This is a genomic window from uncultured Draconibacterium sp. (assembly GCF_913060805.1).
In the GTDB taxonomy this organism is placed as follows: domain Bacteria; phylum Bacteroidota; class Bacteroidia; order Bacteroidales; family Prolixibacteraceae; genus Draconibacterium.
The window spans coordinates 114,674-131,471 of sequence record NZ_CAJXTC010000002.1 but is presented as its reverse complement, the minus strand read 5'-3'; the positions used below and the strand labels follow the sequence as shown (position 1 = coordinate 131,471).

General features: G+C 41.6%; 12 protein-coding genes. 11 read left to right on the top strand and 1 reads right to left on the bottom strand.

Annotation, left to right across the window (positions count from 1 at the left end):
- Window positions 1-96: 96 nt before the first annotated feature.
- From QZ576_RS01870 to QZ576_RS01825, 10 genes are all read left to right on the top strand, one after another.
- Window positions 97-4,470, top strand: a complete 4,374-nt coding sequence (locus tag QZ576_RS01870; protein WP_297093691.1) for a translocation/assembly module TamB domain-containing protein — start codon at window positions 97-99, stop codon at window positions 4,468-4,470.
- Between the two features lie 145 nt (window positions 4,471-4,615).
- Window positions 4,616-5,995 carry a sodium:proton antiporter NhaD gene (gene nhaD, locus QZ576_RS01865; RefSeq protein WP_297093690.1) on the top strand — a complete coding sequence of 460 codons (1,380 nt, stop codon included), beginning with the start codon at window positions 4,616-4,618 and terminating at the stop codon, window positions 5,993-5,995.
- A 149-nt stretch (window positions 5,996-6,144) separates the two neighbouring features.
- Entirely contained in the window at window positions 6,145-6,837 is a 693-nt protein-coding gene (locus QZ576_RS01860) for a MotA/TolQ/ExbB proton channel family protein (protein WP_297093689.1), read from the top strand.
- Window positions 6,838-6,847: 10 nt separating this feature from the next.
- Window positions 6,848-7,255, top strand: coding sequence for a biopolymer transporter ExbD (locus QZ576_RS01855; protein ID WP_297093688.1), 408 nt, complete (start codon window positions 6,848-6,850; stop codon window positions 7,253-7,255).
- A 7-nt stretch (window positions 7,256-7,262) separates the two neighbouring features.
- A complete protein-coding gene (gene tolA, locus QZ576_RS01850; RefSeq protein WP_297093687.1) occupies window positions 7,263-8,348 on the top strand; it encodes a cell envelope integrity protein TolA in 1,086 nt (361 codons plus the stop codon).
- Between the two features lie 135 nt (window positions 8,349-8,483).
- Window positions 8,484-9,407 carry a YitT family protein gene (locus QZ576_RS01845; RefSeq protein ID WP_297093686.1) on the top strand — a complete coding sequence of 308 codons (924 nt, stop codon included), beginning with the start codon at window positions 8,484-8,486 and terminating at the stop codon, window positions 9,405-9,407.
- Between the two features lie 136 nt (window positions 9,408-9,543).
- The gene (locus tag QZ576_RS01840) at window positions 9,544-11,007 is read left to right on the top strand and encodes a sodium/proline symporter (protein ID WP_297093685.1); all 1,464 of its coding nucleotides are present in this window, start codon (window positions 9,544-9,546) and stop codon (window positions 11,005-11,007) included.
- Between the two features lie 104 nt (window positions 11,008-11,111).
- Complete coding sequence (locus QZ576_RS01835; protein WP_297093684.1) at window positions 11,112-11,906, top strand: SDR family NAD(P)-dependent oxidoreductase; 795 nt, start codon at window positions 11,112-11,114, stop codon at window positions 11,904-11,906.
- Between the two features lie 111 nt (window positions 11,907-12,017).
- Window positions 12,018-13,091, top strand: coding sequence for a VOC family protein (locus QZ576_RS01830; RefSeq protein ID WP_297093683.1), 1,074 nt, complete (start codon window positions 12,018-12,020; stop codon window positions 13,089-13,091).
- 84 nt (window positions 13,092-13,175) lie between these two features.
- A complete protein-coding gene (locus QZ576_RS01825; RefSeq protein ID WP_297093682.1) occupies window positions 13,176-14,381 on the top strand; it encodes an L-serine ammonia-lyase in 1,206 nt (401 codons plus the stop codon).
- 2 nt (window positions 14,382-14,383) lie between these two features.
- Here QZ576_RS01825 and QZ576_RS01820 read toward each other — a convergent pair whose 3' ends face one another.
- Window positions 14,384-15,106, bottom strand: a complete 723-nt coding sequence (locus tag QZ576_RS01820) for a beta-L-arabinofuranosidase domain-containing protein (RefSeq protein ID WP_297093681.1) — start codon at window positions 15,104-15,106, stop codon at window positions 14,384-14,386.
- Between the two features lie 270 nt (window positions 15,107-15,376).
- On the opposite strand from QZ576_RS01820, the gene QZ576_RS01815 reads away from it, so the two are divergent.
- Window positions 15,377-16,792 carry an MATE family efflux transporter gene (locus QZ576_RS01815; protein ID WP_297093680.1) on the top strand — a complete coding sequence of 472 codons (1,416 nt, stop codon included), beginning with the start codon at window positions 15,377-15,379 and terminating at the stop codon, window positions 16,790-16,792.
- Window positions 16,793-16,798 lie beyond the last annotated feature (6 nt).

The following is a 16,798-nucleotide window of genomic DNA, read 5'->3' as shown; positions in this document are numbered from 1 at the left end:
AAACGCCTAATCCTTTTCATTGTTATTGCTCGAAATGGATTATGTTCGTTCTAAATTTGCAAAACTATTAAAAAAGGCTGGAAAATAATCATTGTTTTGCTGGCAGCATTTATAATGTTGCTGGGCGGGACTTTTGTGCTTATTCAAAACAGCTGGGTGCAAACGCAAATCACAAAGAAAATTGCCAAAAATCTGTCGAAAGATCTGCATACCAAAATTACTATTGGGAAGGTTGACATTGGCTTTTTCAAACGAATAACCTTGAAAGATGTTTTAATTGAAGACCAACTTGGCGACACACTGATTTACAGTAAGCAAATAAAAGCGAGAGTTGATACGCTTAAGTTTAAACACAGGCAGGTTGTTTTGAAAGATCTTGATCTTGAAAATAACCGAATATACGTTTCGAAAGATACCGCCAACGTTTTTAATTTTGGTTTTCTGATAGAAGAGTTTGGCGCCAATCCTGAAAAGGACACGCTAAATCCCTGGACTTTTGCCTGCCGTGCATTCAATTTTAAAGACATGCAAATTCGGTATGTCAATAATGAAAACAAAAGTCATCCGATTTTGGACACCCGAAATTTAAATCTGAAAGTTTCGAATTTTTACTCTTTCCGCGATTCAATTGCATTCCGCATTGAAGATTTAAGTGTGGATGCCGGCCCAAATTTGCACCTTAAACAAGCCGCTGCCGATATTACAAACGTTGGCAAAGTACTTACCATCAATAATTTCAATATGGTAAGTAACAACTCATCGGTTACCAATACCGATATGCGTTTTGAGTTCTACAGTGTTAGCGACTCGATGAACCGCAGTTTCGATATGGATATTCAAATTGCCGACTCTGAAATTGGTATGCAGGAAATTGGAGCAATGATTCCGTCGCTAAAAGGAATGCGCGAAAAAATAAAACTTTCGGGCATTATTTACGGTAGCCTGAACGACTTAAAGGGGAAAAACCTGTACCTGCAAACGGCAAATGAAACCAACGCACTGCTCGATTTTTACGTAAACGACCTGCTCGATCCGGCCAACATGTATTTGTTTCTCGATCTGAAAAATTCAAATACAACTTTTGAAGACATCAGTAGTATTCGTCTGCCAAACAGTGCGCCGAATAACTACATCCGTTTTCCTGAAAGTTTTTACGAAGCCGGTCAGCTCCGCTTTAGAGGGAACTTTAGTGGTTTCTTATCCGATTTTGTAACCTTTGGTACGCTGGAAAGCGAAATGGGCACACTAACCACCGATATTTTGGTGATGCCCGAAAAAGAAGGTCAAATTTATTACCGGGGAAATCTCTCAACGACAAACTTCCAATTGGGCGAACTTTTCAAACAAGATCAGTTAGGAGCAATTACTTTACAAGGCTCAGCCGACGGGCAATTCAACAAAACCACCGAGGCAGTTTCGGGCATATTTAAAGGTACTATCGACTGCATTCAATATAACAACTACACTTATCAGCACCTGTCGATCGATGGAATTTTACGCGATAAGATGTTCGATGGTTTGCTCGAAATCCAGGATCCGAACCTCGATTTTACTTTTATTGGCGAGCTTGATTTGAATAACACAATTCCACGATTTGATTTTAATCTGAACCTGCGGCACGCTTACACCGGCAACCTCAATTTTACGCAAAACTTTCCGGCAACAAACATGGCTTTTCAGATGGAGGCCAATTTTACCGGCGATGCGATTGACAATATTAACGGGATGATCTCGGTAAAAGAAGGTTATTACACCAACCGAAACGGCGAGGTAAACCTGGAAGGGATCGAGTTTCGTGCCAACCAGGAAGATGGCAAGAATAAATTGCGTATCGAATCGGATTTTCTCGACGCTGAAATTCTGGGCTCCTATAACTTTAAGAATATAAAAAACAATTTCTTGCAGTTGGTTAACCACTATGTTCCGGCGGCAAGAATTCCTGTCGAGCCTTCAACCACCAACGCAAATAATTTTGACTATAACATTAATGCCAAGGAAGTTAATCCACTGGTAAATATATTTATTCCGGGTTTGGAGTTTGAAGGTCCGTTTTTATTGTACGGAAAAATAAACGCACAAAGGAACGTACTTCGCTTAAACGGAAGTATTCCGGGAATAAAATACAACGACAACTGGGCGCGCGATGTATATATCGGCAATAACTCGCTGAACGGCCGTTACAACTCCAAATTCAGAATTGGTGAACTGTACCAGAAAAACGGTCTTACTCTTTATAATTTTACGGTTGATACAAAAATTGCTGACAATGTGCTCGACAACGTAATATCGTGGAGTAATTTCGACGAGCTGACCTACAGCGGAGCACTTCGAACACAAACAAAATTCTCGTATTCCGACTCTACCAAACACCGACATATTGATATTTACGGTCAACCATCGCGCATTTATGTGGCCGATACACTTTGGTCGGTGAATCCGTTTTATGCCAGCATTGATTCCACATCGATAGAGGTCGAAGGATTTAAAATCCAGCATGCAGATCAGTCCTTCGCCATCGATGGCAGCATGACAAATAAAAAAGCAGATGTGGTTCGGCTCGAAATGGAAAATATCGATCTGACCTACCTTGACAAATATTTCGACAGAACGATTGACCTTAATGGGAAAGTAAATGGGTACTTTGGTTTCTCCCGTTTGTTTAACGAGCCTGTTGTTTTGTCTGATTTGAGAATCGACAGCCTGACCTATAAAAACGAATATATGGGCAACATTTTCCTGTCGAGCCAGTGGGATCAGGAAAACTCTGAAATAGACTCTGAATTAAAAGTCATTCGCAACAACAAAACAAACTTTCATGCAGCCGGGTCTTACATACCATCGGCCGGAGACCTAGATTTTGACATTGAAGTTGACAGTGCTTCGCTGTTGATTTTATCGGCTTTTATGCGCGAGAACTTTTCTAATTTCCAGGGGGTAGCATCGGGCAAAGTAAATCTTGGCGGAAATGTAAACGGCATCCTGTTAAATGGTGCGCTTTATGGCTCCGATGCCGGCTTAACCATCGACGCTACGCAGGTTCCTTATCATTTTTCCGACACGGTTTATTTTAAAGATCGGAGCATAATATTTGATAATATCACCGTTTATGACGACCAGAACAATACGGCCCTTTTTGATGGAGAAATTACACAGCAAAACTTTCAGGATATGACTTATAACCTGAATTTCCAGTCACAAAAAATAAAAGCACTCGATACCAAACAGAAGGACAATGAACAGTTTTACGGTGTGGTTATGGCCAATGGCGGCATTGAAATCGAAGGACAGGCAACGCGTGTAAACCTGACCTGTTTTGGAACTACGCTGCCCGGCACCGACATTAAAATATCGATGGAAAGCCAGAGCGACCTGAAACAATACGACTTTCTGGAGTTTGTTAAACCGGATGAAAAGAAGGAAGAATCGGCTTTTTTCACCAATAGCTCAACCCGCGATGATGGCGGTTTTAATTTAAGTATTACCGTTGAAGCCACTCCCGACGCTGATGTTCAGCTGATTTACAATTCGCAGATTGGCGACGTTATTCACGCAAAAGGCGAAGGAATTTTGCTTTTTGAAATGGACGACGAAGGCAACATGAGCCTTTCGGGAAATTACAATCCAACCGAGGGGGATTACCTGTTCACCCTGCAAAATGTGATGAACAAACGCTTTTCTATCGAACCGGGCGGTTCTATACTTTGGTCGGGCGATCCGTATAACGCGGTTGTTGATCTGCAGGCTATTTACAAGTTAAAAGCCTCGTTGTACGACCTGCTTACCAACTACCAAAATACCTCGCAAACCAACCGGGTTCAGGTGGAATGTGTAATTAATCTTCAGGACGAGCTGATTAATCCAACTATTGGTTTCGACATCAACTTCCCGAATATTGAAGAACCATTGCGAGAAGAATTGCAACAATTCTTTAAAACCGAGGAGGAAATGAACAAGCAGATTCTGTCGTTGATCGTTCTCGGAAAATTCTACACGCCGGAATATTTGCGCGGTACTTTTGAAGCCCAAAACCCAAATATGATCGGCACAACGGCCAGCGAAGTATTCTCGAACCAACTGAGTAACTGGCTTTCGCAAATTGATGAAGACTGGGATATCGGTATCAACTATCGCCCCGGAAACCAGGTTACCAACGACGAAATTGAGCTGGCACTTAGCACGCAGATCTTTAACGACCGGGTTACGCTGAATGGAAACATTGGGAATAATACTAATCAATACGGCGGCACCAATAACAATAGTAGCCAGATTGTTGGCGACTTTGAAATGAGTGTAAAACTGGTACGCAGCGGAAAAATTCTTTTTAAAGTGTACAACCGCTCGAACAACAACCTGATTTACGACACCGCGCCTTATACGCAGGGAATTGGTTTGTCGTTTAAAGAGGAATACAATTCGATTGATGAGATAATCGCAAAATTCACCAAACTTTTTAAAAAGAAAGAGAACTAAAGTTTACCTTCTTTTTCAGTCATAAAGAATCAATATAAATATTTAGAAATCATTAAAAAAACTGACAGATTTCCTTTGCAGATGTTTTACTTAAGGTAATTTTGCAGTTCTTTGATACAAAAACTTATACCTAAAATTATTTACTATGTTTATATTAATGGTTGTTGTATTTGTTCTGGGCTATGTTGCCATAGCGCTGGAGCATCCTCTTAAAGTCGATAAAGCTGCATCGGCTTTAATTATTGGTACATTATGCTGGGTAGTATATGTACTCGGTGCTGAAGGTATTTTACACCTCGGTTTCAGCCCGGCCTGGGAGGCTTTCCTGGCAGCTCACCCCGATTCGCACGGCTTACATGCTGCACACGAATTTATTGTTGAATCGGAAATTATCCATCACTTAGGCGAAATCAGTGAAATTTTATTCTTCCTGCTTGGTGCAATGACAATTGTTGAAGTTGTTGACCAGCACGAAGGATTTAAAATTATTACCGATAAGATAAAAACCACCAATAAAGTAAAGCTCCTTTGGATATTGAGTTTGCTTACCTTCTTTATGTCGGCATTGCTCGATAACCTTACTACAACAATCGTTTTGGTTGCATTGCTTCGTAAACTGATCGACGACAAACAAACCCGCTGGTTTTTTGCCAGTATGGTAGTTTTAGCTGCCAATGCCGGTGGTGCGTGGTCGCCAATTGGCGATGTTACCACCATTATGTTGTGGATTGGCGGACAAGTTACAGCAGGTACAATTATTATGAATGTTATTCTGCCTAGTTTAGTTTGTATGGTTGTTCCGTTGGCTATCCTTTCGGTTACCATGAAAGGAAATGTTCAGCGCCCTGCAATTGATGAAGACGAAGTGGAATACACTACTGAAAAAGAACGGATTCTGTTCCTTGTTTTAGGTGTATCCGGTTTGTTGTTCGTTCCGGTATTTAAAACCATTACCCACTTGCCTCCTTATATGGGAATGTTACTTTCGTTAGGCCTTTTGTGGGTTGTTGGCGAAATTGTACACAAAGACAAACCAAAAGAAATTAAAGACAAATTAAAAGTTACTGCTGTAATTCAGCGCATCGATGTACCAACCGTATTGTTTTTCCTCGGAATACTTTCGGCAGTTGCAGCGCTACAATCAGCAGGACACTTAAATATCCTTGCAACTTATCTCGACGAAAAACTGGGTAACATTTACCTGATCGACCTTGCAATTGGTGTGCTGTCGTCGGTTGTTGATAATGTTCCGCTGGTAGCAGGTGCGATGGGAATGTATCCGATTGCCGATGCCGGAGCTGTTGGCTACCAGGCCTCTTTTGTTCAGGATGGCGCTTTCTGGGAATTCCTGGCCTACACAGCCGGAACCGGTGGCAGTATGTTAATTATTGGCTCGGCTGCCGGTGTTGCTGCAATGGGATTGGAAAAGATCGATTTTATCTGGTACCTGAAAAAAATTAGCTGGCTGGCTTTAATCGGCTATCTGGCAGGTGCTGCGGTATACTTTGTTATGTTTGGCCTGTAATATCAAAAAACAGTTGTTCATAACTAACTGAGATACGACTTACAGAGCAAACAAAACGGGCAAAATATTACTTATTTTAGCGAGGTATAATATTTAAGGTTATACCTCGTTTTTTATTTTAAGAATTGTAAAAAAATAATTGGATAAACATGTTTAACTTATTGATGATTCAGGCTGATCTTCCACAAGAGTTGGAAGCTGTGGCAACCGAGCCGGAAGGCATTTCAACAAAATTTATAGATCTGGCTATAAAAGGTGGATGGATTATGATTCCGATTTTATTTTTGTCGGTAGTAGCCGTTTACATCTTTGTGGACCGTTATTTTGCGGTAAAAAAGGCGGGAAGATTTGATTCGAGTTTACTTGAAAAAATAAAAGTTTATATCACATCCGGAAAAATCGATTCTGCCGTGGCATTGTGTCGCAGCAACCCAAATCCGGCATCGCGTATGTTGGAAAAAGGAATCAGCCGGATTGGACGTCCGCTAACCGACGTAAATGCAGCCATCGAAAATGTGGGTAACCTCGAGATCTCGAAACTGGAAAAAGGACTTCCTGTTTTGGCATCGGTAGCCGGAGGAGCTCCGATGATCGGATTTCTTGGCACGGTTATGGGAATGATTCAGGCATTTTACGATATGTCGAACGCCGGAAACAATATTGATGTAACGCTGCTTTCAACCGGTATTTACCAGGCAATGGTAACTACAGTTGCCGGATTGATCGTTGGTATTATCGCCTATTTCGCCTACAATATTTTGGTATCGAATGTTGAAAAAGTGGTTTTTAAAATGGAAGCTACCACTTCTGAATTTATGGATCTGTTAAACGAACCGGCATAACCTGTAGTAAATGGCACTAAAAAAGAGAAATAAAGTAAACGCTTCATTTAGCATGTCGTCGATGACCGACATTGTATTTCTGTTGCTTATTTTCTTTATGGTTACTTCTACCCTGATTGCGCCAAATGCACTGAAATTGTTGCTTCCGCAAAGTAACAATCAAACAGCTGCCAAGCCAATCACAACCATATCGATTACATCCGATTTGAAATACTATATCAACGACGACAACAAGCTTCAAAGCGTAAAATTTAGCGAGATTGAGCCGTTTTTAACCAATAAGTTTGGTTCGGGCAACGACGATATTTTTATTTCGTTGCACGCCGATCAATCTGTTCCAGTTAACGAAGTGGTTAAAATAATGAACATTGCCCGTAAAAATAAGTATAAAATGATACTGGCAACATCGCCTGAATAGTAGAAGAATGATAGAAAGAGAGGAATATAGCGAAAAGAAAAAGGGGCTTGTTGGAACGATTGTTTTTCACACAATTGTACTGATATTATTGCTCGTACTTGGCTTTTTTACGCCACTTCCTCTGCCCGGAGAAGAAGGAATTCTGGTTAATTTCGGAAATTCAGAAAATGGATTGGGCGACCGCGAACCAAGTCCGGCGCGCCGACAACAACAAACTACTCCTCCACCTCCGCAAACTGCACAAAAAAAATCAACGCCACCACCGGCCGAACAAACACCTCCGCCTCCGGTGAAAACTTCGGAACCGGAACCTGCCGAGGAAGTTGCCATGACACAGGTCTACGAAAAAACAGTAGCCATTGAAGCGGCCGAGAAAAAGAAAAAAGAAGAAGAGCGCAAACGTCAGCAGGAGCTGGAAGAAAAAAAACGTAGAGAACAGGAAGAGCTAGACCGCAAAAACGCTGAAGAAACGGAGCGAAAGCGTTTAGCTGAAATTGAGCGCAAAAAACAAGAAGAAATAGAACGCCAGCAACGCGAAGAGGCTGAAAGAATCGCCCGCGAGGAAGCCGAACGCAAAGCACGTGAAGAGGCAGAGCGCCAACGCAAGCTGGAAGAAGAAAGAAAAATAGCTGAGATCAACTCGCGCACACAGGGTGCATTTGCCAACAGTGGCTCCGGAAGTGGCGGTGTAGGTAACAGCGACGGAAAAAGCCAGGGAGTAACATTCCCCGGAGGTAACCAGGGCGTGCCAACCGGCGATCCGAATGCAACAAATTATGGCGAAGGCGGCAGTGGCGGCGGAAACCAGGGAACAGGCGCTGGAATTTCATTCGATCTTGGCGGACGTTCTGCGATATCGTTGCCAAAACCTGAATATCCGGGTAACGATGCCGGAATCGTGGTTGTAAAAGTTATCGTTGACAAAAACGGACGAGTTACTTCGGCAGAGCCAGGAGTTCGTGGTACAACCATTGCCAATAAAGCATTTTGGGACGAAGCCAAACAGGCCGCGTTAAAAGCTAAATTTAACGTCGATCAAAATGCAGCTGCATTCCAGCAGGGAACAATTTCGTATCGTTTCAGACTCGATTAGGACTGAGTCACGAGTTACCAGTATCCAGTATCAAGAATCTAGAATCCAGTATCGATTTCATCATCAATCTTTGCTGACAATTATCTGTTTTTTAATCCATTAAAATTGTGTTCTTTTGCGGAAAATTTCAGCACAATGGCATTTCTGACAAAAGACAAAATTTTCAGCAAAAAGTGGATTCAGGACAATCTGCTTTTAGTTTCAGGCTCATTTATTTTAGCCGCAGCTTTTGTATTTTTTGTTACACCGCATAAAATCGTTCCGGGTGGAGTTTATGGAATTGCCATTGTTGTGCACTACTTAACCGAAGGTGTTTTCTCTTTCTGGCCCGACGGAATTCCGGTAGGTACCTTTGCGCTTTTGATCGACATTCCATTGATTATTGCCGGAATAAAAATTCTCGGTCCCCGCTTTGGAATTAAAACCATTACAGGATCGGTATTAACCGCTGTTTTTACCGACCTGCTCACCATGATGCGCCCGGATGCAAATATTCCTCTGGTTGATGATATCCTTTTATCGTGCCTGTTTGGAGGCGTTTTAATGGGATTCGGACTTGGTTTGATTTTTAAATCGCGCGCTACTTCCGGCGGATCGGATATTATTGCCATGATCATTGGAAAATACACGCACCTGCAAATTGGCAGACTGATGATTTATGTTGATTCGGTTATCGTATTTTTTGGTTTGCTCGCATTCCGTGATTTTGCGATCCCACTCTACTCATTAATCGTAATTTACATTTGCGGAAAACTGATTGATACAGCACTTGAAGGTGCGAATTACAACAAAGCACTTCTGATTGTTTCGCGAAAACATGCGGAGATAAAAGATAAATTATTGGTTGATTTAGAGCGTGGAGGAACTTATTTGAACGGCGAAGGCATGTTTACCGGCGAGCAAAAACGAATTATCTACACGGTTGTTAGCCGCCGCGAAGTTGCCATCCTTCAGGAATTTATAAGTAAAATCGATCCCGATGCATTTATTACGGTTATGGATACCAAGGAAATACTTGGCGAAGGATTTCAAAGCTTAAATCAAAAAGTTAACAATTAGACTATTTTTATCGCCAAATCCCCTCTCCTTTTCAAATTAGCAATCAAAAAGATTTTCATGCATTAAATTTTGCGTACAATTGCTACAGTGCTTTTTCTTTTTATCTTTGGGCACTTCATTACAATTCTGCAAAATTATGATTATAGTTTTTGTTGCTTACCTGGTTATTTTAATTGGTATTGTAGCTTACTCTGCACGTCGGTCGAAAACGAACAACGACTTTGTTCTTGGCGGTAAAAAAATCTCCGGTTTTTCACTGGCTTTATCCGAACGTGCAACAGGCGAATCGGCCTGGTTACTTTTAGGATTAACCGGTCATGCATATGCCGAAGGAATGGCGTCGTTGTGGGTGGCTTTAGGTTGTGTCAGCGGAATTCTGTTTTTATGGATCTTTCTGGCCGAGCCACTGCAAAAACTTACCGATAAAACAGGTGCTTTAACGGTTCCAAGTTTGTTTTCGGCTAAATTTAAAGGTACGCAACGAAGTTTTGGAATTCTCTCATCACTCATTATCATATTCTTTTTTGTATTGTACATAGCAGCACAATTCAGTGGTGCCGGCAAAATATTCAACGACACCTTTAAAATCGATCCTTTCTGGGGAATGGTAATTGGCTCGGCGCTGGTTACATTATATACCATGTTAGGTGGGTTTATTACCGTTGTGGCTACCGATGCATTTCAGGCAGTTTTAATGGTAGTTACTTGTGTTGTTCTGCCAATTATTGCACTCGGAGTTGCAGCAACTAACAATATTCACGTGGCGGAAGCCATTTCGCAGGCCAATTATCTCGTGCCTCAAAATATTGATTCGGTGAAACAGGCGACCGGCGGTTTGCTTATTTTAAACGGATTAAGCTGGGCATTTGGTTATACCGGACAGCCACAGTTACTTACACGAATGATGGCCATGCGCAGCCAGAAAGAAACACAACAAAGTCGCGTGCTGGCAATTATCTGGACTCTGTTGGCTTACGTTGGCGCTTTTATGATTGGTATAATCGGTTACCAATTGGTGCAAAATGGCATTTTGGGAGACGCAGCTGCTTCAGTTGCCAGCGATTCAGAAAAGATATTACCAATAATGGTAATGACGCTTTTAAATCCAATTCTTGCCGGTATTCTGCTATCAGGAGCCGTTTCGGCAATGATGTCGACAGCCTCTTCGCAATTGATGGTTGTTTCATCATCAATGACAGAAGATTTCTACCTGCACGTTACTAAAAAGCAGATTGAAGAAAAACGAATGTTGTTTCTGAATAAAATACTTACGCTTGCTGTTGGATTGGTTGGTTTTGTTTTGGCTATCACAATGGAAGATACGGTTTACGGACTCGTCTCATACGCATGGAGCGGTATTGGCGCCTCATTTGGCCCTGCCATTGTATTACTTATTTTCTGGAAAAGATTGTCGAGAGCCGGTGTTTTTGCCAGCTTAATTACCGGAACTTTATCAGCCGTAATATGGAAAACCTGGCTGGTTGATGTCACCGGAATTTCGGAACGACTGGCCAGTTATCTCCTGGCATTTTCAATGGCTGTTTTGTTTAGTTTCCTATTCCCTGAAAAGGAAAAAGGATCGGAGCCGGAAGGAATTTAACAATCTTAACGATTTTTAATTTTAACGCAGTAAAAATAGGCCTTATTCATTTTGTCTGGCTGAATATTCTGCTATCTTCGTGGCACGCTGAAAGTATGTAGTAAATGGATTTTTCGGGAAAGACAATTTGGATTACAGGAGCATCATCGGGCATCGGTAAAGCGGTGGCAATCGAGTTATCATCGAACAACGTAACACTCATTCTTTCAGGCAGAAAAGAAGAGGCCTTAAAAGATACCGAAAAACTCTGCATAAAAAATGGCTGCCAAACCGTTATTCTTCCTTTCGATTTAGGTAATGAACAATCGATTGAAGAAGCGGCCCAATTCATCCAGGAAAATAACATTCAAATTGATGCGCTTTACCAGTTTGGCGGCATAAGCCAACGTTCATTTGTGGCCGAAACTCCGGTTAGTGTCGACCGTAAAATATTCGAGGTAAATTTTTTCGGAACGATTGCCTTAACCAAAAAGGTTTTGCCGCAAATGATTGAAAATGGCGGCGGACAAATTGCAGTTACATCGAGTATTGTTGGTAAATTTGGATTTCCGTATCGTTCATCGTATTCGGCATCGAAACAAGCTTTACACGGCTATTTCGAAAGTTTACGGGCCGAGAACGTGAAAAACAACATTGCTGTATCGGTGATCATTCCCGGACGTATAAAGACGAACATTTCGGTGAACGCGATCAATAAAGACGGAAAAACACATGCACAAATGGATGCCGGCCAGGACACAGGAATGTCGGCCGAAAAATGTGCAAAAGTGATTTGCAAAAAACTGAAAAAAGAGAGAAAAGAAATATTGGTAGGTGGTTCAGAAGTTATAATGGTACACATCAGGCGCTTTTTGCCGTGTTTGTATTATTACATGGCTTCGCGCGTAAAACCGCTGTAAACTATAAGTATTTAGTAGAAATGAAACGAGCATAACAAGAGTTGCTTTAATAGGCGGAGGATGAATATGCGAGTTACATGAGTTACCGTAAAAATCAACAATTGTAAACGAATGAAAGCACAAATAAACGGAATCCAGCAATTGGGAGTTGGTGTTGAAGATCTTCAGGAAGCATGGAAATGGTATCGCGAACATTTCTCGATGGATATTCGAATGTTTGAAGATGAAGCCACAGCAGAGTTGATGCTGGCACATACAGCAGGAAAAACGCGCGACAGAAGAGCTGTTTTGGCGCTTAATATGCAAGGTGGCGGAGGTTTTGAAATATGGCAACATACCGGGAAAAAACCTGAACCCATCAATTTTGAGATTCAGCTGGGCGATTTGGGCATTAACATCGGGAAAATAAAAACCGAAAATGTACAGGCTGTTTACGATAAATTTAGTGCTTCGAAACTCAATCTGCTCACTCCTATTTCGAAAGATCCGGCTGGTAACGACCACTTTTTCATGAAAGACATTTACGGAAACATGTGGGAAATTAAAAACCAGGAAGGTGTTTTTCGTAAAAAAGAAAAGTCGTTAAGTGGCGGCGTATTGGGAACGGTTATCGGTGTAAAAGACATGGACACCAGCCTGAAAGTTTACCAGGAAATTCTGCAGTACGACGAGATTGTTTATGATGAAACCGGCGTTTTTGAAGATTACAAAGGTATCCCGGGTGGTGACAAAAAATTCCGTAGAGTTTTATTGCGTCATTCTGATGTAAAACAAGGCGCATTCAGTCCTTTCTTTGGGCAGTCGGTTATCGAACTGATACAAGCTTTCGATTACGAGCCAAAAGACATTTACGAAGGAAGAATCTGGGGTGATCCCGGTTTTATCCACCTTTGTTTTGATATTAACGGAATGGATCAATTCCGCGAAAAAGCAAAAGCCATTGGTTATCCGTTCACGGTTGACAGTGCGAAAGCGACCGAATCGTTCGACATGGGTGAGGCGGCCGGAAATTTTGCTTATATACAGGCTCCGGAAGGAACTTTGATTGAGTTTGTAGAGACCCATAAAATACCAATTGTCAAAAAAATTGGTTGGTACATCGATCTTCGGAAACGAGGCTACCACCCTCTGCCAAAATGGATTATGAATATGTTCCGTTTTATGCGGGTTAAAGACAAGAAGTAGACAAATAGCAGGGGGTTTACAAGCTGCTAAATATCATTGACTACAACAATTTCTATTCTTTTATTGAATCACTGAAGTAGAAGTATGGAATCGATAAAGGAAATCTATAAAATTGGACACGGCCCTTCAAGCAGTCATACGATGGGGCCTAAAAAAGCTGCCGAAAGGTTTCTGGCAGAAAACAAAGATGCTGATCATTTTGAGGTAACGTTGTACGGCAGTTTAGCAGCCACCGGAAGAGGTCACCTCACTGATTATGCCATTGAACAAAGTTTTGGCATTCGTCAGTTACAAATTAACTGGGAACCTAAAACTTTTCTTCCCGGACATCCGAATGCCATGTGTTTTAAAGCTTTCGACAATGAGAATAAGTTGTTGAAGGAATGGACTTGCTACAGCATTGGCGGTGGTGCAATTATCGATGATTATACCGAAACCGAAACCGTAGATGTGTATGAACACACCACTATGGCTGAGATATTGGACTGGTGCAACCGCAACGGAAAAAGTTTTTGGGAATACGTGGCCGAGTTTGAAGAACCGGATATTTGGGATTACCTGGAAGAAGTGCGCCAAGTGATGTTCGAAAGTATTAAACGAGGTTTAAAAACCGATGGTGTTTTGCCGGGCGGTTTAAAACTCCCCCGAAAGGCACAGAGTTTTAACACAAAAGGACACAATTTTGCAACACCTTTTAAACGACGCTCGCAACTGTTCTCCTATGCATTGGCGGTTATGGAAGAAAATGCTGCCGGTGGCAAAATAGTGGCTGCTCCAACCTGCGGAGCAAGTGGCGTTCTTCCTGCCATATTAAAGTATTTTCAAAAAATTCATAAAAGCGATAAAACAACTATTCTTCGGGCTTTGGCAACTGCCGGAATAATCGGAAACCTGGTAAAAACAAATGCTTCTATTTCGGGCGCTGAAGTAGGTTGTCAGGGCGAAGTAGGAACGGCCTGTGCTATGGCATCGGGAGCTGCAACACAAATGATGGGCGGAACTATTTACCAGATCGAATATTCGGCAGAAATGGGCCTCGAACATCATTTAGGATTAACCTGCGACCCGGTAGCCGGATTGGTACAAATTCCGTGCATCGAACGAAATGCATTTGCTGCCGAGCGAGCAGTATCGCACAATAATTACGCATTGCTAACTGATGGGCGCCACCGTATCAGTTTTGATGAAGTAGTTGAAACGATGTACAAAACCGGAATTGATTTACAAAGTAAATACCGCGAAACATCGGAAGGCGGGCTAGCTATTTTTGATGCCTTGCCAAACTGCTGATTTTATTGATTAGGATAATTTTCAATTGGTAATTCAATTTCAACCACATCGCCTTGTTTCCATTTTTTTGCAATTACACAGTAACTGCCCGGCTCGGTGAAATATTTTACATTTTTCACGATCACACTCGTTCCTTCAGCCCATAGCGGAATTCGTATGTACAACTCGATGTAACAATTTTCAGCTTTGTCGAAATGTAGGCGTACACTACCCGACTCCGGATAAGTGGTTTCCTGACGAAAAGAAACATCGCCACCAAGCGAATGCTGGTAGTTAATTTCTGCCGGTTTAAACAGGTTGACGTATATGTAATCTCCATTTTTAGTAAGCACAAAAGGTTCTATATAATGCGTCATCTTTTCGTTTGCAGAAATATTTTCCACTTCCTGCGCATATTTTGCCTCACCGGTTAATTCAAGCAACAACCCGTTAGTTTCAATCCAGGCAGGCAATGCCGGACTATCATAAATGGCTTTGTTTTTATTTGCATAAAATTGATCATAACTGGCTTTAAAAGCCTCTAAATCAAAGGCTGAATCTTGCTCTTCAAACTGGTTTACAAAAGTAAAAAGTTCTTCAAAAGGCCCGTAATTACTATTATCTAACTGTGTTACAGATGTATTAGCATTTGAAATGCGCTCCGACTTTTTTACTGGAAATTGATCTTTGTAATTGCACGAAACAAGTACAAAAAATAGAAAAACATAATACAGTTTAGGATTCATTTGTAGTTACTTTTCAGGTTATAAACGTTAGTAGAATAGAAGTGTTCAAACAGATGGCAAGTAAAAGTTTATTGAAATTTGATTTGTTTTATAAGAATTAATTTCCATAACTTTGTCACACTCAAAATAAAAGAGAACTAAAAATGAATATCTCAATAAATATTACCGTCACCAATTGCCGACCGTTCTAGGTTGGCCAAGAGAGATTATTCAATTAGTTTATTCATTTATTTCCATACTTTTATAATGTTACGCAAAAGAGTAAGTGTTTTGTCTTTACAAAAACTAAAAGACATTGATTTTAAAGAACTCTGGATCGATGTAAAAGAAGCAATTGGCGGTACAGAGCGCGATTTCACCGAGAGTAGTCTTGGCAAAGCCATTTTTATTTTGGCAGTTCCTATGGTACTTGAGATGATCATGGAATCGGTATTTGCCGTAGTTGACATCTTTTTTGTTTCGAAACTGGGCGCCGATGCAGTGGCAACGGTTGGCCTCACCGAATCGGTAATGACCATTGTTTACGCTGTTGGAATGGGACTTAGCGTGGCTACCACTGCGCTTGTTTCACGACGAATTGGCGAGAAAAACAATAAGCAGGCCGGCGTTGTGGCGTTCCAGGCCATGATGGTTGGTTTTATATTTTCTGTTTGTATTGCCATTCCAGGCGTTCTATTTGCCGGCGAATTTTTAAAGCTAATGGGAGCCACCGATTCCATGGCTGCCGAAGGTTACCTCTTCCCTGCCATTATGTTTGGCGGAAACGTGGTAATTATGTTGCTGTTTATTATTAACGCGGTATTCCGTAGTTCGGGCGATGCAGCCATTTCCATGCGGGTAATGTGGCTGGCTAATATTATCAATATTATTCTAGATCCATTGCTGATTTTTGGTATTGGTCCTTTCCCTCAACTTGGACTTGCAGGGGCAGCTATTGCCACAACAACAGGGCGCGGTTTGGCTGTTTTGTACCAGTTTTACCTTTTGTTTGGTGGTCATCACCGCATCCGGTTGTACTGGCACAGTTTAAAAATCCGTTTTAATGTAATGCTGAAACTGGTGAAAATATCCGGTGGCGGAATTTTGCAGAACCTTATTGCAACATCGAGCTGGATTCTGCTGGTTCGTATTATTGCAGTTTCGGGCCCTGAAGCGCTGGCCGGTTATACCATTGCCATCAGGATAATCATTTTTGCATTGTTGCCTGCCTGGGGATTGAGCAATGCAGCATCAACACTTGTTGGGCAAAATCTTGGTGCCAATCAACCTGAACGTGCCGAACGATCGGTGTGGATCACCGGATACGTAAATATGATCTTCATGGGATTTATGGGAATAATACTGGCTGTTTTCCCTGAGTTCTGGATAAAGCTGTTTATCGGCGAAACGGCAGTTGTTCACAATGGTACACTGGCACTGCGCGTGATAAGTTTTGGGTTTTTGTTTTACGCGCTCGGAATGGTATTGATGCAAGGTTTTAACGGAAGCGGCGATACAATTACCCCTTCAAAAATCAATTTTATGAGCTTTTGGCTTTTCGAGATACCATTGGCTTATATTCTGGCAATTGTGCTGAATATGGGCTTGTTTGGAGCCAGCTTGTCGATTGTTATTGCCGAGTCGTTTTTAGCAATTACTGCCTTGTATTTGTTCCGAAAAGGCAAATGGAAACTAAGAAAAGTGTAAATTTAT

What these genes read in the sequence shown, in the direction of transcription:
- QZ576_RS01845 (WP_297093686.1), top strand. Translation starts at nt 8,484, where the DNA reads ATGGCATTTCTGACAAAAGACAAAATTTTCAGCAAAAAGTGGATTCAG.
- nhaD (WP_297093690.1), top strand. Translation starts at nt 4,616, where the DNA reads ATGTTTATATTAATGGTTGTTGTATTTGTTCTGGGCTATGTTGCCATA.
- QZ576_RS01835 (WP_297093684.1), top strand. Translation starts at nt 11,112, where the DNA reads ATGGATTTTTCGGGAAAGACAATTTGGATTACAGGAGCATCATCGGGC.
- QZ576_RS01840 (WP_297093685.1), top strand. Translation starts at nt 9,544, where the DNA reads ATGATTATAGTTTTTGTTGCTTACCTGGTTATTTTAATTGGTATTGTA.
- tolA (WP_297093687.1), top strand. Translation starts at nt 7,263, where the DNA reads ATGATAGAAAGAGAGGAATATAGCGAAAAGAAAAAGGGGCTTGTTGGA.
- QZ576_RS01860 (WP_297093689.1), top strand. Translation starts at nt 6,145, where the DNA reads ATGTTTAACTTATTGATGATTCAGGCTGATCTTCCACAAGAGTTGGAA.
- QZ576_RS01855 (WP_297093688.1), top strand. Translation starts at nt 6,848, where the DNA reads ATGGCACTAAAAAAGAGAAATAAAGTAAACGCTTCATTTAGCATGTCG.
- QZ576_RS01825 (WP_297093682.1), top strand. Translation starts at nt 13,176, where the DNA reads ATGGAATCGATAAAGGAAATCTATAAAATTGGACACGGCCCTTCAAGC.
- QZ576_RS01830 (WP_297093683.1), top strand. Translation starts at nt 12,018, where the DNA reads ATGAAAGCACAAATAAACGGAATCCAGCAATTGGGAGTTGGTGTTGAA.
- QZ576_RS01820 (WP_297093681.1), bottom strand. Translation starts at nt 15,106, where the DNA reads ATGAATCCTAAACTGTATTATGTTTTTCTATTTTTTGTACTTGTTTCG.